Source organism: Pseudomonas sp. MTM4 (assembly GCF_019355055.1).
Taxonomy (GTDB): Bacteria; Pseudomonadota; Gammaproteobacteria; order Pseudomonadales; family Pseudomonadaceae; genus Stutzerimonas.
On sequence record NZ_CP048411.1, the window covers coordinates 4,567,433 to 4,586,464 of the forward strand.

The 19,032-nt window shown below is 58.7% G+C and carries 17 protein-coding genes and 2 pseudogenes; 13 read left to right on the forward strand and 6 right to left on the reverse strand.

Going from position 1 to position 19,032, the window contains the following annotated elements; all coding sequences use genetic code 11:
- Entirely contained in the window at positions 1 to 486 is a 486-nt protein-coding gene (locus GYM54_RS21075; protein WP_197444521.1) for a YchJ family protein, read from the reverse strand.
- A 4-nt stretch (positions 487 to 490) separates the two neighbouring features.
- Positions 491 to 988, reverse strand: coding sequence for a DUF6231 family protein (locus GYM54_RS21080; RefSeq protein ID WP_197444522.1), 498 nt, complete (start codon positions 986 to 988; stop codon positions 491 to 493).
- A 452-nt stretch (positions 989 to 1,440) separates the two neighbouring features.
- On the opposite strand from GYM54_RS21080, the pseudogene GYM54_RS21840 reads away from it, so the two are divergent.
- Positions 1,441 to 1,797, forward strand: a pseudogene (locus GYM54_RS21840) (OmpA family protein); the annotation flags it as partial.
- A 70-nt stretch (positions 1,798 to 1,867) separates the two neighbouring features.
- Here GYM54_RS21840 and GYM54_RS21090 read toward each other — a convergent pair.
- Positions 1,868 to 2,332: a CopD family protein gene (locus tag GYM54_RS21090; RefSeq protein ID WP_197444523.1), complete on the reverse strand. Its 465-nt coding sequence runs from the start codon at positions 2,330 to 2,332 to the stop codon at positions 1,868 to 1,870.
- Between the two features lie 86 nt (positions 2,333 to 2,418).
- On the opposite strand from GYM54_RS21090, the gene dinG reads away from it, so the two are divergent.
- From dinG to pdxH, 4 genes are all read left to right on the forward strand, one after another.
- Entirely contained in the window at positions 2,419 to 4,563 is a 2,145-nt protein-coding gene (gene dinG, locus GYM54_RS21095) for an ATP-dependent DNA helicase DinG (RefSeq protein WP_197444524.1), read from the forward strand.
- A gap of 140 nt (positions 4,564 to 4,703) precedes the next feature.
- On the forward strand, positions 4,704 to 5,852 hold the full coding sequence (locus GYM54_RS21100) for a serine hydrolase domain-containing protein (RefSeq protein ID WP_197444525.1): 1,149 nt from the start codon (positions 4,704 to 4,706) through the stop codon (positions 5,850 to 5,852).
- 136 nt (positions 5,853 to 5,988) lie between these two features.
- Entirely contained in the window at positions 5,989 to 6,618 is a 630-nt protein-coding gene (locus GYM54_RS21105) for an OmpA family protein (protein ID WP_197444526.1), read from the forward strand.
- Positions 6,619 to 6,724: 106 nt separating this feature from the next.
- On the forward strand, positions 6,725 to 7,372 hold the full coding sequence (pdxH, locus tag GYM54_RS21110) for a pyridoxamine 5'-phosphate oxidase (RefSeq protein ID WP_197444527.1): 648 nt from the start codon (positions 6,725 to 6,727) through the stop codon (positions 7,370 to 7,372).
- Positions 7,373 to 7,438: 66 nt separating this feature from the next.
- On the opposite strand, the pseudogene GYM54_RS21115 reads toward pdxH, so the two are convergent.
- Positions 7,439 to 7,674, reverse strand: a pseudogene (locus GYM54_RS21115) (hypothetical protein).
- A gap of 181 nt (positions 7,675 to 7,855) precedes the next feature.
- Between GYM54_RS21115 and GYM54_RS21120 the strand changes: the two are divergent.
- From GYM54_RS21120 to GYM54_RS21150, 7 genes are all read left to right on the forward strand, one after another.
- Positions 7,856 to 8,317, forward strand: a complete 462-nt coding sequence (locus GYM54_RS21120; protein WP_131648232.1) for a glycine zipper domain-containing protein — start codon at positions 7,856 to 7,858, stop codon at positions 8,315 to 8,317.
- Between the two features lie 287 nt (positions 8,318 to 8,604).
- Positions 8,605 to 11,397 carry a monovalent cation/H+ antiporter subunit A gene (locus GYM54_RS21125; protein WP_131648233.1) on the forward strand — a complete coding sequence of 931 codons (2,793 nt, stop codon included), beginning with the start codon at positions 8,605 to 8,607 and terminating at the stop codon, positions 11,395 to 11,397.
- Positions 11,397 to 11,726, forward strand: coding sequence for a Na+/H+ antiporter subunit C (locus tag GYM54_RS21130; protein ID WP_131648234.1), 330 nt, complete (start codon positions 11,397 to 11,399; stop codon positions 11,724 to 11,726). The genes GYM54_RS21125 and GYM54_RS21130 overlap by 1 nt, the downstream gene beginning before the upstream one ends.
- Positions 11,723 to 13,225, forward strand: coding sequence for a monovalent cation/H+ antiporter subunit D (locus GYM54_RS21135; protein ID WP_131648235.1), 1,503 nt, complete (start codon positions 11,723 to 11,725; stop codon positions 13,223 to 13,225). The genes GYM54_RS21130 and GYM54_RS21135 overlap by 4 nt, the downstream gene beginning before the upstream one ends.
- Entirely contained in the window at positions 13,222 to 13,716 is a 495-nt protein-coding gene (locus GYM54_RS21140) for a Na+/H+ antiporter subunit E (RefSeq protein ID WP_197444528.1), read from the forward strand. Before GYM54_RS21135 ends, GYM54_RS21140 begins: the two co-directional genes overlap by 4 nt.
- Positions 13,710 to 13,979: a K+/H+ antiporter subunit F gene (locus GYM54_RS21145; RefSeq protein WP_131648237.1), complete on the forward strand. Its 270-nt coding sequence runs from the start codon at positions 13,710 to 13,712 to the stop codon at positions 13,977 to 13,979. The genes GYM54_RS21140 and GYM54_RS21145 overlap by 7 nt, the downstream gene beginning before the upstream one ends.
- 10 nt (positions 13,980 to 13,989) lie before the next feature.
- Positions 13,990 to 14,319: a Na+/H+ antiporter subunit G gene (locus tag GYM54_RS21150; RefSeq protein WP_131648238.1), complete on the forward strand. Its 330-nt coding sequence runs from the start codon at positions 13,990 to 13,992 to the stop codon at positions 14,317 to 14,319.
- A gap of 83 nt (positions 14,320 to 14,402) precedes the next feature.
- On the opposite strand, the gene GYM54_RS21155 is transcribed toward GYM54_RS21150, so the two are convergent.
- Complete coding sequence (locus tag GYM54_RS21155) at positions 14,403 to 17,105, reverse strand: [protein-PII] uridylyltransferase (RefSeq protein WP_181102688.1); 2,703 nt, start codon at positions 17,103 to 17,105, stop codon at positions 14,403 to 14,405.
- 37 nt (positions 17,106 to 17,142) lie between these two features.
- Positions 17,143 to 17,925, reverse strand: a complete 783-nt coding sequence (gene map, locus GYM54_RS21160) for a type I methionyl aminopeptidase (protein ID WP_131648240.1) — start codon at positions 17,923 to 17,925, stop codon at positions 17,143 to 17,145.
- A gap of 288 nt (positions 17,926 to 18,213) precedes the next feature.
- Here map and rpsB point away from each other — a divergent pair, with 288 nt between their 5' ends.
- Positions 18,214 to 18,954, forward strand: a complete 741-nt coding sequence (gene rpsB / locus GYM54_RS21165) for a 30S ribosomal protein S2 (protein WP_131648241.1) — start codon at positions 18,214 to 18,216, stop codon at positions 18,952 to 18,954.
- Positions 18,955 to 19,032 lie beyond the last annotated feature (78 nt).

The following is a 19,032-nucleotide window of genomic DNA, read 5'->3' on the forward strand; positions in this document are numbered from 1 at the left end:
TCATATATAGGCAGCGCAGCACTTTTTGAATTTCTGGCCGCTGCGGCAAGGGCAGGGATCGTTGCGACCGGCTTTCAGTGGGACGGTCGGATCGATGAAATACCATTTCCCGTCGTGCTGAACGAAAGCCGAACGTTCATGCTGCGCATGCTGTCCCGCCGGATCGTGCCAGCGAGCGGTGAACGTCACCAACGCGTGTTCCGGTTGCCCACCAATGAGTTGGCTGTCTTCCACTTCCAGCCCGAGCCAGGTGCTTGTGGCGCTCCAGTCTCTCATCGATTGCACGTCTAGCGACTGCTGCTGCACGGGCAGCGTCGTGGCCTTGAGATAATCGACGAGCCCTAAGACGTAGGCGCTATAGCGTGAACGCATCAGCTGTTCCGCACTCGGCGCCGGCTGGCCGCCGTGGTATCGCCCGCAGCACTCGCTGAGCGAGTCGCCGCTGCCGCAAGGGCAATTGGCGTCATGTTGTGTGTCGCTGATCATCGATTCACCACCAATATTTACCGAACATCTGGGGATTGGCCCAAAACTTCGCATTCAGCCAATCCGGAACCTGCTTGTAAGCAAGCAGGTCGTAGGTGAAGAGGGTCAGGGTCTGGCGGTCACGTTCGAAGTGCGCGCTGATCTGCAGGGCGAGGGCAAAGAAGTCGGTGGCCTGCCAGTCGCATGCATTGAGGTCGATCAGAACCGCGATTCGGTTGGCGTTGAGATTGCGGATGCCACCGAGCAGTTGCAGACCTTCGTGCTTGGGCAAATGTTCGAGGCAATCGGCGACGATCGCCAGATCATAACGTTGGCTCGCCAGTTCCACGGGCAGCGGAGCGGTCGGGGCGTGGTCGATGTGGCTGTTCAGATGGCTGCGGCTGAACGCATCGACTGCTGGCATGGCGCTACGGCCAACCTGCAGGAGCCGCATCGGCACGTACTGCTCAAGCAGTGCGGCCAGTGCCTGTTGCGGCGATTGTAGTGAGCCGGATGCGATCAAGCCGGGATCCTCGAAGTTACGTACTGCACGCTGCAGATTGCGGTTCGTATGTTTTGCCAAGGTGTAAAGACTAGCGCGACGGCGTGCGCCGTCCTAGTCTCGTTATAACTGGAGCCGCTTTGCCATCCCGCATGGCGCTCTGGCCGATTCCAAACTAGGAGGTTTTACCGATGAGTAGCTTACGGACAGCAGTACCCGTGATTGTAATGACCACCTTCCTGGCCGGCTGTGCAGGGGTGCAAAAGCAGGATTGGCCTAGCTGTGCGGCGGTCGGCGGTGTCACCGGTGCTGCGTTGGGTGCGATAGAAAGCAGCACTTACGCTGGGTACGGTGCCTTGATCGGTGGCGGTGTGGCTGCGGCGTACTGCTGGGCCAACGGTACCGAACAGGAAACAGTCGCCGTGGTCGAGACCGTCGAGCCAACGCCGGTTGCCGAGCCTGAACCAGAGCCCATGGCCGAGCCCGTGCGTGTCGAGCTGGACGTCAAGTTCGACTTCGACCGTGCGCAAGTCAAGCAGGACAGCATGGCCGACATCAAGGATCTGGCTGACTTCATGAAGCAGTACGGTCAGACCTCGACCGTTGTCGAGGGGCATACCGACTCGGTTGGTACCGATGCGTACAACCAGCGTCTGTCCGAGCGCCGTGCTAACGCCGTGCGCGACGTGCTGGTCAATCAGCATGGCCTGGATGGTAGTCGAGTCGACGCAGTGGGTTATGGAGAGTCTCGTCCGGTCGCCGACAACTCGACCGATGAAGGGCGGGCCATCAACCGCCGTGTAGAAGCGGAAGTAGAAGCACGCCCTTGAGGCGCGGCTGAAATGAAAAAGCCGGGCACTGCGCCCGGCTTTTTCATGCCGTCGAGTCGATTCGTCTGGTTCAGAACAATGGACGAGCGCTGGCCAGCGCGATGACCAGCAGTCCCAGCAGCAGATTGATACCCACCAGCCGGCGGATTCTTCCGAGCGCCGCGCCACCCTCCGGCCAGTTTTGAGCGGCGATAGCGCGCTTGAGTTCAGGCAGCTGCAACAACTGGATACGCAGAAACAGCGCCAGCATCACCAGAAAAATGCCAGCCATGATGTGTACATAGCGGGGCGCCGCCGCCAGCCCGTCGAAGCGCATGTGCCACATGCCGATACCGCTGATCGGCAATACCAGTACCGTAATCCAGACCCATTTGAAGAAGCGGCGAAATAGTTCTGCCCATAACTTCAACCGCTCGGGAGCCTGCAGTTCGGAGACAGCGGCAGGGCGCACTATCATCCAGGCGAAAAACATACCGCCAACCCAGATCATGGCGGCCAGAACGTGGAGCGAATAGGGTAGGGCGAAGGCGGTCACGGTAAATCTCCGGTGGCGATTGAAGAAACGCGCGCTATCATAGCCACCTCTCCGAAATACTGAAAATATATACAGCTCACGCGCCCATGCTCAGCACCGAACTCAAGTCCCAGATCCAGGGCGCCTACTCGCGATTCCTCGAAGCCAAAGGCCTCAAGCCCCGCTACGGCCAGCGCCTGATGATCGCCGAAGTGGCGAAGGTTCTGGGCGCGATCAAGGTTGATGACGAGGGTCGCCGGGACGGTGAGCCTGCGGTCGTCGCGGTCGAGGCTGGAACGGGTACCGGCAAGACGGTTGCCTACAGTCTGGCGACCATTCCGACGGCGAAGGCAGCGGGCAAGCGTTTGGTGATCGCGACCGCTACCGTCGCGTTGCAGGAGCAAATCGTAAACAAGGATCTACCGGACCTGCTGCGCAACAGTGGTTTGAATTTCTCCTTCGCGCTCGCAAAGGGGCGGGGCCGTTACCTGTGTTTATCCAAGCTCGACGTCCTGCTTCAGGAAGGCCAGGCGCAGAGCGCTACCGCTCAGCTCTTCGAGGAAGAAGGCTTTCGCATCGACGTGGATGAGCGCAGCGAGAAGCTATTCGGCAGCATGATCGAGAAGCTGGCCGGCAATCGCTGGGACGGTGATCGCGACAGCTGGCCGGAAGAGCTGGCCGATCCGGACTGGGCGCGCTTGACCACAGACCACAGCCAGTGCACCGGTCGTCACTGCCCCAATTTCCAGCAGTGCGCGTTTTACAAGGCGCGGGAAGGCATGACCAAGGTCGACGTCATCGTTACAAACCACGACATGGTGCTTGCCGACTTGGCGTTGGGTGGCGGTGCGGTGCTGCCGGACCCGCGTGACACGCTTTATGTCTTCGATGAAGGTCATCATCTGCCAGACAAGGCCATCGGCCATTTCGCACACTTTACCCGTCTGCGCTCCACCGCCGACTGGCTCGCGCAGATCGAAAAGAACCTGACCAAATTGCTCGCCCAGCATCCGCTACCGGGTGATCTGGGTCGGTTGATCGAGGCGGTGCCGGAGATCGCCCGGGACCTGCGCAGTCAGCAGCAATTCATGTTCAGCGCCTGCGAGCAATTGGCGGATTTCAAGGCGGGCGAAGACATGGAAGGGCGCGAACGGCCGAGACACCGTTTCGTCGGGGGCGTGGTGCCAGAACACCTGATCGAACTGGGCATCGAGCTGAAAAAGGGCTTCGCCAAGCTTAACGATCTGTTCACGCGGTTGACCGAGCTGCTGAAGGAAGCGATGGATGGCGAGGCGGGTGTCGGCATCGCCAGTCATCAGGCCGAAGAATGGTACCCGTTATTCGGCAGCCTGTTGACCCGCGCTCAAGGCAACTGGGAGCTATGGACGGCATTTACTGTCGACGACCCGGAAGATAGCCCGCCAATGGCACGTTGGCTGACGCTGGCCGAAGGCGGCGCGCTATTCGATATCGAGGTCAACGCCAGCCCGATCCTGGCCGCCGAGACGCTGCGGCGTAATCTGTGGAATGTCTGCTACGGCGCGCTGGTGACCTCGGCAACCCTCACTGCACTGAACAGTTTCGATCGATACCGCATGCGTGCCGGTCTGCCGCGTTGCGCAGTGACTGCGGTGGTGCCGAGCCCGTTTCATCATGCCGATGCCGGCGTGCTGCGCGTTCCCAACCTCAACGCCGACCCTCGTGATGCGACCGCGCATACGGCCGCGATCGTGCGTGACCTGCCGGCGCAGGTAGAAGCCTCGCGCGGAACGCTGGTGCTGTTCTCGTCACGCAAGCAGATGCAGGACGTATTCGATGGGCTGGACCGTGACTGGCGCCGTCGGGTACTGATCCAAGGGAATTTGTCCAAGCAGGAAACGCTGAACAAGCACAAAGCGCGCGTAGATGACGGGGAGAAAAGTGTGCTGTTCGGGCTGGCGAGCTTTGCCGAAGGCGTCGATCTGCCGGGCGCCTATTGCGAGCAGGTGGTGATCGCCAAGATCCCGTTTGCCGTTCCCGATGATCCGGTAGAAGCTGCACTTGCCGAATGGATCGAGGCGCGGGGCGGCAATCCCTTCATGGAAATTGCCGTGCCCGATGCGTCATTGCGACTGGTCCAGGCCTGTGGCCGATTGCTGCGAACCGAAGAGGACCGCGGCACGATTACTTTGCTTGACCGTCGGGTCGTCACTCAACGCTACGGCAAGGCCATCCTCAATGCATTGCCCCCGTTTCGAAGAGAAATCAGCTAACTCCTTTCGCGGCGATCCGGTACGCCGCATGGGGGCTTATTCAAACGGCTGATGGTTCGGTAATCGACGTCGAGTCTGTTTTCTTGCGTCGGCGCGGCTGGAACAATGCGCCGGATAGTTAATAACCAAGGGGCGCGAACGTGCAGGTTCAAGGATATTTCGATCTTCGTTTCGAGGCCGTCAAAGACGCGTTCAGCGATCTGTTCGAGCAGACCCAGCAGCGCGGAGCGGCGGTTTGTGTGAAGGTTGGCGGCGAAACCGTCGTGGATCTCTGGGCCGGCGTAGCCGACAATGCCGGTGAGCAAGTCTGGCAAAGCGACACCCTGGTCAATCTGTTTTCCTGCACCAAGACCTTTACTGCGGTCGCCGCCCTGCAACTGGTAGGCGAAGGCAAGCTGCAGCTGGACGAACCTATCGCACGTGTTTGGCCGGAGTTCGCCGCCAACGGCAAGCAGGCAATCACCTTGCGGCAGCTGCTCAGCCATCAGGCCGGGCTGCCTGCTATCCGACAGTCGCTGCCCCCAGAGGCGTTGTACGACTGGGAGGCGATGATCAAGGCTTTGGCGGCGGAGGCACCGTGGTGGACGCCAGGTGATGGTCATGGATATGCCGCGATTACCTACGGCTGGCTGCTCGGCGAGGTGATCCGCCGCGCCGACGGCCGTGAGCCGGGCGAAGCGATCGTCGCGCGTACTGCCCGACCTTTGGAGCTGGATTTTCATCTGGGACTGGCCGACGCCGAATTCGACCGGGTCGGTTACTTGACCAGGCAGAAGAACAATTTCGGCGATGCGGCTGCTCAGCGCATGCTCAAGGCGTTGACGGGCGATCCGCAGTCGCTGACCGCCCGCGCGTTCACCAACCCGCCATCGATCATGAACAGTGCCAACAAGCCGGAGTGGCGCCGAATGGTTCAGCCCGCCGCTAACGGACACGGCAATGCTCGGGCACTGGCCGGCTTTTATGACGGATTGCTGCGAGGTGAGCTGCTCGATTATGAGTTGTTGACCGAGATGACCCGCGAGCATTGCATCGGTGAAGACCGTACGCTGCTGAGTCGCACCCGTTTCGGCCTGGGTTGCTGGCTGGATCAGCCGGATGTGGAGAACGCAACGTTCGGCACGGGGGCCGGCGCCTTTGGCCATCCGGGTGCGGGTGGCTGCGTCGGTTTCGCCGACCCGCAACGCGACTTGGCGTTCGGCTATGTCACCAATACGCTAGGTCCCTATGTCTTGATGGACCCACGTGCGCAGACCTTGGCTCGTGCCGTGAACGCTTGTTTGGCTTGAACCGCTCGTCTGTTCGCCATGCCAGAGCTTTTCATAACAATGACCTGCGTCCACAATTTAAGACAAATCCTTGCTTAAGCTACGTGTAGATCCAACGCAACCTGTATTCGCCAACTCACCTCACGGAACCTGGCTCATGAACTTGCCGAAAAGCACCTTCCTCATTCTCTGCATGGTCATTGGTGGCTGTAGCTCCAACAGCGAGAAACCAAAAGAGACGGTCGTTGTGCCGGAGACTGTTATCGATCATGCCTGGCTGGATGGCTACGAGCCGCGGCTACGCGATGCATTGAAAGACAGTCGCTTCGAACTCGAGCGGCGTGAGGGTGTGCTGGTGGTCACTGCGCCGGTCGATGCATCGTTCAACCCCGACCGCCCTGGCATGTTGCTGCCTGTGACACTTGGCCCCCTTAGCCGCGTGGCGAAACTGGTCGAAGGTGACGAGAAAACCGCCGTCATCGTGCTTGGTCATGCTGATAGCACCGGATCGCTAGAAATCAATCGCGACATCAGCCGCCAGCGTGCCGGTGCCGTTGCGGCGATCTTTCGTCTCAGCGGCTTGAAGCACGACCGTCTGCGCATTCGAGGGCTGGGCTCGGATATGCCGCGCGCGTCCAATGAAAACGAGGAAGGCCGTGCTCTGAATCGTCGAGTCGAAATGGTGCTGGCACCTCAGCCGACGTTGCTGTCGCTGGTCGCCCAGTACAGCGAGGCGCCCACCAAAGAGACCCAGGTTGCGGTTGCAGAAGTGACCAAGGCCAAATAACCAAGCCGCTAAAGCGAGTTCTTGTTTGGCCTTGTTGTGTTGAATCAAGCGGGACCCAATAGCAAATCGATAAACTTTTAGCTTCGACTGTTTCCAGGATTCCGAGATGACCCAGACCTTGGCCGACATGCGGCGCGACTACACGCGCGAAGGGCTCAGCGAAGCGAATGCGCCGGACGAACCTTTTGCACTCTTTCGCCAGTGGTTCGCTGACGCGGTGCAGACGGAGCAGTTGCCAGTCGAGCCGAACGCCATGACGCTGGCTACGGTCGATGCCGAAGGTCGCCCGCATTGCCGTGTGCTCTTGCTCAAGGCGCTGGATGGTCGGGGTTTCACGTTCTTCACCAACTATGACAGTGCCAAGGCCGAGCAGCTGGCGGCTCGTCCGTTTGCTGCAATGACCTTCTTCTGGCCTAGCCTGGAACGTCAGGTGCGAATCGAGGGGCGGGTCGAGAAAGTCAGTGCTGCCGAGTCGGACGCCTATTACCAGGTGCGGCCGCTGGGGAGCCGCTTGGGGGCCTGGGCTTCACCGCAAAGTCGAGCGATTCGTGATCGGGCCGAGCTCGAGCGGCTGCTCGCCGAGACCGAGCAACGTTTTCTCGATCAGGCGCCTCATTGTCCTCCCCATTGGGGAGGTTACCGTTTGCTGCCGGAGCGGATGGAATTCTGGCAGGGGCGGCCCAGCCGTCTGCATGATCGTCTCAACTATCGGTGCGTCTCCAATAACTGGCAGCGCGAGCGTCTGGCGCCCTGACCGCTGTTACATTCGGAGCATGACTGCGACTATGGCGGAGGCCGGTATAACCGGCTCCACCATGAGTCATTCGGCATCGTAGCGCCCCATTTCTCGCTCCAGCCAAATCTGCAAATCCTTCCTTTTCACACGGCACCCTTCGCTGCTGCGAGGCGCTGCAATGCCCACTCTCGCTTTTTTGGATCGTTTCCCGCCAGGGATAACGCCAGATCCCGGTCCGCCCAGCGCCTGAAGCGCACAAACAGCCAGGCATGAAAAACCAGTCCGGCGAGCGTGACAACGGTGATGATGAAATAATCCATTGGATCGTCTCGTGAAACAGCTTGAACAGCAGCTTACATGCGGGGCGGGATCGCCTCGGGTAAAGTAAGGTCTTAGTTCAGGAATGCTGAGTAAGGTCGAGACCGCTGCCAAGTGTCTGTTCGTCGCAGGCACTCAGGCGATGCGGTCGGGAATGCCAACCCGTTTCGAGGAGAGTACTTCATGCGCAACTCCATCTTTGTTGCTTCGTTTACCGCCATAGCGCTGACCATCGGCGGTTGTACATCGAACCTCACCGGGGATTCCTATTCCCGCGACGAAGCACGAACGGTTCAGACCGTCCGTTACGGAACTATCGAATCACTACGTCCAGTCAAGCTCGAGGGCACCAAAACGCCTATCGGTAGCGGTGCGGGTGCCGTGGTGGGCGGTATTGCCGGCAGTGGCGTCGGCGGTGGCCGTGGCAGTGCGGTTGCAGCGGTAATCGGCGCGGTGGCAGGCGGCATGCTCGGCGCCGCGGCGGAGGAGGGCATCACCCGTGCACAGGGGGTTGAAATCACGGTACGGGAGGACGATGGGAACATGCGCGCCTATGTACAGGAAGTTGAGCCCAACCAAGTCTTTCGTGTCGGTCAGCGCGTACGCATCATGACGGTCAATGGCACGAGTCGCATTGCACCTTGAAGTAGGCAATCTGCTGTGGCTGAACGATCGCTGTCGCCGCGCATCGTGATTTTGCTATAAGCATGCCGGCCTGAAGCTATGCGCGTTGCGTGGGCTTTTAGCGCCCAAGCTGAGCAGCGTCTGGCTCGGTGTTGGGCTGCGCCTTTTGTTTTTCGAAATACTTGAGTCCATGACGTTGCTTCGACCGGTATGGATAATCGGCCCACACCGCCATGTCTCTTCGGGCTTAGATCCGTGACAGGGAACATAACTGCCGCGCGCATGCGCGGCTTAAGGGGTTTTTGCTCATGGCGCTTGCGCTGATAATCGCTCTGCCATTTTTAGGGATTTGTCTACCGCTACTGCTCGAACGTTTTGGTAGATCCGCCTGTGCGTTTGGTGCTGGGTTGGCTCCGTTGGCGGCTCTGGTTCTTCTGTTATCCAAACGTGCCGCTGTCTTTGGTGGCGAAATAGACGTACAGATGATGCCCTGGCTGCCAGAACTCGGGTTGAACCTGAGCCTGAGGCTCGACGGACTCGGCTTTTTGTTTGCGTTGCTGATTCTAGGCATTGGTCTGCTGGTCATCCTTTATGCGCGTTATTACCTATCCAAGCATGAGCCGATGGGGCGCTTTTATGGATTTTTCCTGCTTTTCATGGGTGCGATGCTCGGCGTGGTGCTGGCTGAAAACCTGTTGCTGATGCTGATGTTCTGGGAGCTGACCAGCCTCTCGTCGTTTCTCCTGATCGGCTTCTGGAATCATCGGACCGAAGCCCGTCAGGGCGCGCGCATGGCGTTGGCGGTGACTGGCGGGGGCGGGTTGGCGCTGCTGGCGGGCATCCTGCTGATCGGACATATCGTCGGTAGCTATGAGCTGACCACTGTGTTGGCTTCGGGCGACCTGATTCGGGCGCATTCGCTATATCCGCTGACGCTGATCCTGGTGCTGCTTGGGGTTTTCACCAAATCCGCACAGTTTCCGTTTCACTTCTGGCTGCCGCAGGCGATGGCGGCACCGACGCCAGTTTCGGCCTTTCTGCATTCGGCAACTATGGTCAAGGCCGGGGTGTTTCTGCTGGCGCGGCTGTATCCGGCACTTTCGGATTCGGAGTGGTGGTTCTATCTGGTCAGCTTGACCGGGCTGGCAACACTGTTGATCGGCGCGGTCATGGCGCTGTTCCAGCACGACCTCAAGGGCCTGCTTGCCTACTCGACCATCAGCCACCTGGGGTTGATCACTTTGCTGTTCGGTCTGGATTCGCGGCTGGGTGCAGTGGCGGCGATCTTCCACATCATCAACCACGCCACCTTCAAGGCGTCGCTGTTCATGGCTGCCGGCATCATCGACCATGAAACCGGGACCCGCGACATGCGGCGCATCAACGGCATGCTGAAATACATGCCGCACACGGCGGCGCTGGCGATGATCGCCTCGCTGGCCATGGCCGGGGTGCCCTTGCTCAATGGATTCCTCAGCAAGGAAATGTTTTTCGCCGAAACCCTCGACCAGCACCTGCTGGGCAGCTTCTATTGGACGATCCCGGCACTGGCGACCCTAGCAAGTGCTTTTTCGGTGGCTTATTCGCTGCGCTTCGTACATGACGTCTTCTTCAACGGCGAGCCGATCGACCTGCCTAAATATCCTCCACACGAACCGGCTCGCTACATGAAGATTCCGGTGGAGATTCTGGTACTGCTCTGCCTGTTGGTTGGAATGTTGCCGGCCTACACCGTAGCGCCGCTGCTGGCGGCTGCGGTTGCCGGAAGCCTGAATGGCCCGGTTCCTGAATACAGTCTGTCGATCTGGCACGGTTTCAACCTGCCGTTGCTGATGAGCTTTGTCGCGCTGGCGGGTGGATTGCTCATTTATTCGCTACGCAAGTGGGCGTTCCGCTGGTACGAGGGGCTTCCCCGAGTGGATTCGCTGCAGGTCTTCACGCGAGTGATCAGCGATCTTGCCGGGAGCGCGCGCTGGTTAACCGAGCGCTTGGAAACTGGCTCATTGCAACGCTATCTGATGCTGGTTCTATTTAGTTCCCTGTTGCTGGTGGTGTATGCCCTGACGCCATTGAAAGCGTTGAGCGGTCCGGTTGCGCTCACTCCGCCGGACGCTATCACTGTTTTTGGGATGCTGGTCCTTTGCCTGGCGTCGCTGCTGACGGTATTTTTCCACCGCCGGCGTCTGGTGGCGTTGATGGTACTGAGCGTCGTCGGCCTGATGGTAGCGCTGGCGTTCGCCCGCTACTCGGCACCCGACCTGGCGCTGACACAGCTTTCGGTCGAAGTGGTGACCATTATCTTGTTGATCTTGGCGCTGTTCTTCATGCCTGACCGCACGCCCACAGAGTCGAGCAGCCTGCGCAGCTTCCGTGATCTGGTTCTGGCCGGCAGCTTCGGCACCATGATCGCCTTGCTCGCTTATGCAGTGTTGACGCGTCCTTACGACAGCATCGCATCGTTCTTCCTAGAGAATAGCGTTTCCGGCGGCGGTGGAACCAACGTGGTCAATGTCATACTGGTCGACTTCCGCGGCTTCGACACCTTTGGGGAGATAGCGGTGCTGGCCATCGCTGCGGTGGGCATCTATGGGTTGCTCTATGGGCTGCATCTGCCTCATCCGCTTCGGGATTACCGTGGACGTTTATGGAGTACCGATAGTCATCCGATGGTTCTGGATACGCTGTCACGTACGCTGCTCCCGATGGCCTTGCTGATTTCTGTTTTCATCTTCCTGCGTGGCCACAACCTGCCGGGGGGAGGCTTCATTGCCGGCCTGATCACCGCAGTCGCACTAATCCTGCAATACATTTCACACGGTGTTATCTGGGCACAACAGCGGCAGCCGTTCAGCTACCACGGCATCGCGGGACTGGGTGTCCTGATCGCCGGGCTGACCGGGCTGGGTAGTTGGTTGTTCGGACGGCCGTTCCTGACCTCGGCTTTCGGTCATTTCCATCTTCCGCTGATTGGTGAGTTCGAGCTGGCTACGGCCATGCTGTTCGACCTGGGCGTGTATCTGACGGTGGTAGGCGCGACTTTGTTGATTTTGTCCAACATCGGCCACGTCAGTCAGGATCAATCGTGCAAGGAGGTGCTCTGATGGAAGCTGTACTGGCGATAACGCTGGGAGTCATGATGGCAAGTGGTGTGTACCTGCTGCTTCGCGCGCGAATATTTCCTGTGGTGATGGGGCTGACGCTAATTTCTTACGCGGTGAACTTGTTCATTTTCTCCATGGGTAGGCTTGCCACGGGCGTGCCGGCCGTAATAGGCAGAAGCGCCGAGTACGGTGATCCGCTTCCGCAGGCTCTGGTGCTAACCGCCATTGTCATCGGCTTCGCCATGACTGCGTTCATTGTGGTGCTGTCACTGCGCGGCCTGGGTGAGTTGCGCACCGACCATGTGGATGGCAGGGAGCCGCGCGAATGAATCATGCGTTGATCCTCCCGATCTTGCTTCCGCTGTTCGTCGGTAGTTTGTTGCTGCTGACCCACAGGCAGGCGTTGCCCTTCAAACGTCTGGTGTCTTTGCTGGCGACTTGGCTGCTGGTGCCGCTGGCCCTATGGCTTCTGCTACAGGCAAACACTGGCACTCTGTTCGTTTACCAGCTGGGAGATTGGCTGCCGCCGTTCGGCATCATATTGCTGCTCGACCGCCTGAGCGCACTGATGTTGCTGGTGACGGCGGTGCTTGCCGGTTTTGTAGTGCTTTACGCGTCGCGCGGTGATGATGAGCGCGGGCCGAATTTCCATGCGTTGTTTCAGTTCCAACTGGCCGGGATCAACGGTGCGTTTCTGACCGGTGATCTGTTCAACCTTTTCGTGTTCTTTGAAATTCTGCTGATTTCATCCTATGCGCTGTTGTTGCACGGCAATGGTGCCAAGCGCGTACAGGCCGGTATTCACTATGTCGTGCTGAATCTGCTGGGCTCAGCACTGTTCCTGGTTGGCGTCAGCATGCTTTATGGGCTCACCGGGACGCTGAACATGGCCGATCTGGCCATCCGAGTCGGTGCGGCTGAATCTGCCGATGCACCGCTTCTCGCGGCGGCGGGTTATCTGCTACTGGTGGTGTTCGGCCTCAAGGGTGCAATCCTGCCACTGTACTTTTGGCTTCCGCGTGCTTATGCATCAGCGACGGCACCGGTTGCGGCCCTGTTTGCGATCATGACCAAGCTCGGTCTCTATGCAATTGTCCGAGTATTCACGCTCATTTACGGCAGCGAAGCGGGCATCCTGAATAACATGGTGCTCGACTGGCTATGGCCATTGTCAATGCTCACGCTCGCAGCCGGCGTGCTGGGCGCGCTGGCAGCCCGTAACCTGCAGATACTCCTGTCTTATCTGGTGGTGGTTTCGGTGGGCACCCTACTGGCAGGTGTTGCACTGGGCACTGAACAAGGGCTGAGCGCTGCGCTTTATTACCTGCTGCACAGCACATTGGTGACAGGTGGTCTGTTCTTACTGGCGGATGTGATTGCTCGTCAGCGGGGCGAGATGGCGTCGGATCTGGTTTCGGCGCCAGCATTGAGGCAGCCTCTTATGCTGGGTGCGCTGTTTTTTGCCGGCGCGATTTCAGTCGCGGGATTGCCACCGTTTTCCGGTTTTTTGGGCAAGGTGATGCTGCTGCAGGCGGTCTCTCCCGGTAGCGGTGCCTCGCTGCTCTGGTCGGTGGTGCTGATTGGTGGGTTGGGTATGGTGATAGCGCTGAGCCGCGCTGGAAGTCTGGTTTTCTGGAGATCGGGCGAGGCGGCAGTCGTGGCCGTGCCAGCCGATTCGCTGCGCATGCTCGCAACCTTCGGGCTGTTGCTGGGTAGTGTGCTGCTGGTTATTGCCGCGCAACCGATCCAGGCCTACGTCCAGGCCACAGCCGCCCAGCTGTTCGACCTTGGGCCTTATCTGGAGATTATTCAGGGAGCTGGTGCATGAAGAAGTCCCGCCTGTTGCCGAATCCTGCTCTTACATTGTTGCTGACCGCGCTATGGCTTTTGCTTAACAACACCTTAGGAGTGGGCCATATCCTGCTGGGCCTCTTCCTTGGCTGGGCGATTCCGCTGCTGATCTCTGGTTTTCTGATTGAGGTGCCGCCTGTACGCAAGCCCGTCAAGCTGTGCCTGTTCATGCTGAAAGTGTTCTATGACATCGTCATCGCCAATATGCATGTGGCCAAGCTGGTACTTGGGCCAAGAGAGAACTTGCGGCCCGCATTCATCGAGGTGCCGATGGTGATCGAGAACGACTTCGTGCTGGCAATGTTGACGAGCATTATCTCGCTGACGCCTGGCACGGTGTCAGCCGGCCTTAGTGAGGACCACAAAGTATTGATTCTGCATGCGCTGGACGTACCCGATATCGAGACGCTGGTCGCTGATGTGAAGAGCAGCTACGAGGCGCCGCTGCTGGAGATTTTTGAATGCTAGCCTATGTAATTCCGCTTTGTATGGGCCTGTTGGGTGTGGCGGCTTTGCTCAATGTCATTCGTCTGATCAAGGGGCCGGACATGCCTGATCGGGTACTGGCGCTGGATACGCTGTACATTAACGGCCTGGCGCTGATCGTGCTGTTCGGTATCTGGCTGGCTTCCGATCTGTTCTTCGAAGCCGCACTGCTGATTGCGGTGATGGGATTCGTCAGTACCGTCGCGGTGGGCAAGCATTTGCTGCATGGCGACATCATCGATTGAGGGAAAGCGCATGCCGTTCTGGATTGAGTTGCTGGTCAGCGCCTGCCTGATCATCGGAAGTATCTTTGCATTGATCGGTGCGATAGGCCTGTATCGTCTACCCGATTTCTATACGCGCCTGCATGGGCCGACCAAGGCTACGACGCTCGGCGTTGGCGGCATCGTCATCGCCTCGATGATTTTCTTCAGCAGCAGGAACGACGGCCTGAGCCTGCATGAATTGCTGATCACCATGTTTCTCTTCATCACCGCTCCGGTCAGCGCGCACATACTGGCGAAGGCTGCCATGCAGCAGAAGCTGAGCTGCACCGAGCGAACCCGTGGCAAGCCTTGGGACTGAAGGCGTTATGCATTGAGTCCGGCCTCTGCGTAGGGCCTCGCTCTTTGTCGCGTGCTTGAGCTTTCATTTACTCAAGCGGCACGTCAGATGACGATGCTGCTTGGGGAGGGCTGGTGCTCATTTTCCTGGGACAGCTGCTTGATCATCGCCTGTTGTAGCTGAACGCAAAGTTTCAGATCCGATAGTGGCTGATTGTCTGCGTTGGTGACGAAGAACACGTCCTCGACGCGCTCGCCGAGCGTGGCGATCTTGGCGTTTTGCACGGACAGATCGAAGTCCTGGAACAGCTGGCCGATACGTGCCAGCAGGCCGGGGCGGTCGGGCGCAATCACTTCGATAATAGTCTGCGGGCGTTGCATATCGTTATGGATGGTGACCTGCGGCGGAAATGCAAAATGCTTCAGCTGACGAGGTACGCGCTTCTTGATGATCGTCAGGTAATCGTCCGGATTGCGCAGCGCATCGATCAGGCCTTGGCGGATTTCTTCGGTGCGCTTCGGATCGTTGCCGATAGGTGTGCCATCGGCATCCAGCACGATGTAGGTGTCCAGGGTGAACTGGCTGCTTGAAGTGATGATGCGGGCGTCGTGAATGTTCAGATTCAATTGATCCATAGCCGCTACGGTCACCGCGAAGAAGTCGTGTTGATCCGGTGCGTAAATGAAAATCTGCGTGCCGCCTTCGAACTCGCGCTGAGTGGTTTCCTTGATTAAAACCAGCGGACCGCCGTCGCTTGGGTGCTCGATGATGGCTTCGGTATGCCAGGCGACATCCGTGGAGCTGTGGCGCATGAAGTAATCGTCGCCCAGCTGCGACCACAGCTGTTCTGCGTCGTCGGGATCGGTGCCGTTGCGCACCAGGTTGTCGAGTGCGGCGCGCTGGGTCTGGCGAATCTGCTCTTCGCGACCTAGTGGGTTTTCCAGGCCACGTTTGAGGGCTCGTTTGGTTTCGGTATATAGCTGGCGCAGCAGACTGGCGCGCCAGGAATTCCAGAGGGTCGGGTTGGTTGCGTTGATGTCCGCCACCGTCAACACGTACAGGTAATCGAGGTGGGTCTCATCGCCGACCAGCTGGGCGAAATCATTGATGACCTGCGGGTCTGATAGGTCCTTGCGCTGAGCGGTGGTGGACATGACCAGATGGTTTTCTACCAGCCAGACCACCAAGCGTGTATCCCAGGCGGGAAGCTTGTGGCGCTCACAGAATGCCTGGGCGTCCACTGCGCCAAGTTCCGAATGGTCGCCGCCGCGGCCTTTAGCAATATCGTGATAAAGCCCTGCGATGTAGATGAGTTCAGGCTTGGGCAGACGCTCGACCAGCTTGCTGGCCAGCGGGTACTTCTCCGCCACGCCGGGCTTGCTGAGCTTGCGCAGGTATTTGATCACGTTGAGCGTGTGGGCATCGACCGTATAGATATGGAACAGGTCATGTTGCATCTGCCCGACGATATGGCCGAACTCGGGCAGATAACGCCCCAGGATGCCGTAGCGGTTCATTCGACGCAGGTTGCGGTGGATGCCTTCCTTGCACTTGAACAGCTCGACGAACAGGCTGGTGTTGCGAATGTCGCTGCGGAACTCGTCATCGATGAGGTGACGATGGTCACGCAACAGACGAATGGTTTCGGCCCGAACACCTTGAATTTCAGGGTGCTGCGCCAGTAGTACGAAGATTTCGAGAATCGCGAAGGGCCTGCGTTGAAACACCGAGTCGTCAGTTACTTCGAGATAACCGTCGCGTACCAGAAAGCGGCTATTGAGCGGTACGGCATCACCGCTGTCGCCTTCCCAAAGAATAACTTCCGCAAAGTGCTGCCCCACCAGATCGCTGAGCTCGGAAATGCTCATGACCACGCGGTAGTACTTTTGCATGAAGCGTTCGATCGCCAGCTTGGCGTCGCTATCCTTATAGCCGAGGAGGGCGGCGAGGCTGCGCTGATGGTCGAATAGCAGGCGATCCTCCGCGCGGCCAGCCAGCATGTGCAGCCCGTAACGGACACGCCAGATGAACTCCTGGCCGGAAACCAGCAATGCGAATTCACCTTCGGTCAAGAACCCCTGGTCCACGATCGCATTCAGGTTCAGGCTGCCGAACTGCCGGCGTGCGATCCACAGGATCGTCTGAATATCGCGCAACCCGCCAGGTGAGCCTTTGACGTTCGGCTCCAGGTTGTACTCGGTGTTGTTGTATTTGGAGTGGCGTGCCGCCTGCTCGTTACGCTTGGCGAGAAAGAATTCCTTGCTCGGCCACATTTCCGACGGGCTGGTGACCTTCAGCATGTTTTGCCGTAGGTGCTCGGGGCCGGCGATGGTGCGGCTTTCCATGAGATTGGTTATAACCGTCAGGTCCGCACGTGCCTCTTCGGCGCACTCCCGGACCGAGCGCACGCTCTGGCCGACCTCGAGCCCGATATCCCAGAGCAGGGTCAGAAGGCCTTCGATGGAATCACGAAATTTCTCGTGACTGTTATCTTCGAGCAGGATCAGCAAATCGATATCGGAATAGGGGTGTAGCTCGCCGCGGCCATAGCCCCCAACGGCAACCAGTGCGATTTCGGCATCGCTGCTCCAGTCGAAGCGGCCCCAGGCGGCCCTGAGGATCTGGTCCACGAACCATGCACGGTCTTCGATCAGACGGCGGATATCACGGCCAGCCAGGAAGCGTGCATCAAGCACTTCTCGCGCATTGCGAATGGCCTTTTTGAAGGCGGCGATGGGGCTGGCCTTGAGTGCCAGTTCTGCTTGGAACTGGCTGCGGTCGAATAACTCCGGATCAACCTGAGGCATGCCGCCGCCCTCCGTCAAACATCAAATCGGTAAGCAATCATGGCGATGTGCGAGCTATGGTGTCATCGCTGCGCAGTGTGAAAATTTCATAGCCGTCAGCGGTGACCACGATCGTGTGTTCCCATTGAGCGGACAGCTTGCGGTCCTTGGTGATGGCTGTCCAACCATCGCCGAGCAGGCGGGTTTCCGAACGGCCTTGATTGATCATTGGCTCGATCGTGAAGGTCATGCCTTCCTTAAGTTCAAGACCGGTTCCCGCGCGGCCATAGTGAAGCACCTGGGGTTCCTCGTGAAAAACCTTGCCGATGCCATGACCACAGTATTCACGGACCACGGAGAATCCATTTTTCTCGGCGTGCTTTTGGATCACTTCGCCAATATCGCCTAGACGCGTGCCGGGACGGACGATCTCGATACCTTTATAGAGGCACTCTTGAGTCACCTTGCACAGGCGCTCGGCCCATTCCGGCGCTTTGCCGACGATGAACATCCTGCTGGTGTCGCCGTGGTAACCATCCTTGATGACCGTGATGTCGATATTGAGAATGTCGCCATCCTTCAAAGGCTTGTCGTTGGGAATCCCATGACAGACCACGTGGTTGATCGAAGTGCAGATCGACTTAGGGAAGCCCTTGTAGTTGAGCGGGGCAGGTACGGCCTGCTGCACGTTGACGATATGGTCGTGACAGAGGCGATCCAGCTCGTCGGTGGTGACGCCCGGCTTGACGTGCTCGCCGATCATCTCGAGCACCTCGGCGGCGAGCCGCCCAGCAATGCGCATCTTCTCGATATCTTCGGGCGTCTTGATGGTGACAGTCATGCAAACCTCATTGGCGCCGGGGAGCGCTGCGAAAAACGAAAGCGCAAATGATAAACCAAATGAATGAGAAGCTGATAAAAGCGCTGGAGGCTAGAGGGCTCAACGAACAGGGCGCTCGAGAATTCCGTCTAGCCTTCCAGACTGTCTTTGTGCTATAAAACGCGCCGCTCAACGGGGAGGCCCGTTGCGCTTAACCCCACACACGTGTCGACACGGTATCCTGGGTGCTCGCAAGAGTTGGATATCGGGGCGCGTGGAGGCCTAACCCGACTTATCCGAGGAAGTATCATGACTCAAGTCACCATGCGCGACATGCTGAAGGCCGGTGTGCACTTCGGCCACCAGACCCGTTACTGGAACCCGAAAATGAACAAGTTCATCTTCGGTGCGCGCAACAAGATCCATATCATCAACCTCGAAAAAACCCTGCCGATGTTCAACGACGCGCTGCAGTTCGTTGAAAAGCTGGCTGCGGGCAAGAACAAAATTCTGTTTGTCGGCACTAAGCGTTCAGCTGGCAAGATCGTTCGCGAAGAAGCCGCTCGTTGTGGCTCGCCGTATGTCGATCATCGCTGGTTGGGCGGCATGCTGACCAACTACAAGACCATCCGTGCGTCGATCAAGCGCCTGCGCGAGCTGGAAGCCCAGTCCCAGGACGGTACTTTCGACAAGCTGACCAAGAAAGAAGCCCTGATGCGTACCCGTGATCTGGAAAAGCTGGATCGTAGCCTGGGTGGTATCAAGGACATGGGCGGTCTGCCGGACGCGATGTTCGTCGTTGACGTCGATCACGAGCGCATTGCCATTTCCGAAGCCAACAAGCTGGGCATTCCGGTTATCGGTATCGTCGATACCAACAGCAGCCCGGAAGGCGTCGACTACATCATTCCTGGTAATGACGATGCCATCCGTGCCGTGCAACTGTATCTGGGCTCCATGGCAGATGCTGTGCTGCGTGGCCGTCAGAATGGCGCCGGTGGTGCTGACGAGTTCGTCGAAGAAGCCGCCCCCGAGGCCGCTCAAGGCTGAGCACGCGGTCGCATAGCTGATACCCGTTGAACAGAAAGGGGGCTATGCCCCCTTTTTGCCAATCACGAATTGATCGCC

Bases quoted from the DNA above. Each gene is read 5' to 3' on its own strand.
- dinG (WP_197444524.1), top strand. From the start codon at position 2,419: ATGCTCAGCACCGAACTCAAGTCCCAGATCCAGGGCGCCTACTCGCGA.
- GYM54_RS21150 (WP_131648238.1), top strand. From the start codon at position 13,990: ATGCCGTTCTGGATTGAGTTGCTGGTCAGCGCCTGCCTGATCATCGGA.
- GYM54_RS21145 (WP_131648237.1), top strand. From the start codon at position 13,710: ATGCTAGCCTATGTAATTCCGCTTTGTATGGGCCTGTTGGGTGTGGCG.
- GYM54_RS21105 (WP_197444526.1), top strand. From the start codon at position 5,989: ATGAACTTGCCGAAAAGCACCTTCCTCATTCTCTGCATGGTCATTGGT.
- GYM54_RS21120 (WP_131648232.1), top strand. From the start codon at position 7,856: ATGCGCAACTCCATCTTTGTTGCTTCGTTTACCGCCATAGCGCTGACC.
- rpsB (WP_131648241.1), top strand. From the start codon at position 18,214: ATGACTCAAGTCACCATGCGCGACATGCTGAAGGCCGGTGTGCACTTC.
- GYM54_RS21075 (WP_197444521.1), bottom strand. From the start codon at position 486: ATGATCAGCGACACACAACATGACGCCAATTGCCCTTGCGGCAGCGGC.
- GYM54_RS21140 (WP_197444528.1), top strand. From the start codon at position 13,222: ATGAAGAAGTCCCGCCTGTTGCCGAATCCTGCTCTTACATTGTTGCTG.
- GYM54_RS21125 (WP_131648233.1), top strand. From the start codon at position 8,605: ATGGCGCTTGCGCTGATAATCGCTCTGCCATTTTTAGGGATTTGTCTA.
- GYM54_RS21135 (WP_131648235.1), top strand. From the start codon at position 11,723: ATGAATCATGCGTTGATCCTCCCGATCTTGCTTCCGCTGTTCGTCGGT.
- map (WP_131648240.1), bottom strand. From the start codon at position 17,925: ATGACTGTCACCATCAAGACGCCCGAAGATATCGAGAAGATGCGCATT.
- pdxH (WP_197444527.1), top strand. From the start codon at position 6,725: ATGACCCAGACCTTGGCCGACATGCGGCGCGACTACACGCGCGAAGGG.
- GYM54_RS21130 (WP_131648234.1), top strand. From the start codon at position 11,397: ATGGAAGCTGTACTGGCGATAACGCTGGGAGTCATGATGGCAAGTGGT.
- GYM54_RS21155 (WP_181102688.1), bottom strand. From the start codon at position 17,105: ATGCCTCAGGTTGATCCGGAGTTATTCGACCGCAGCCAGTTCCAAGCA.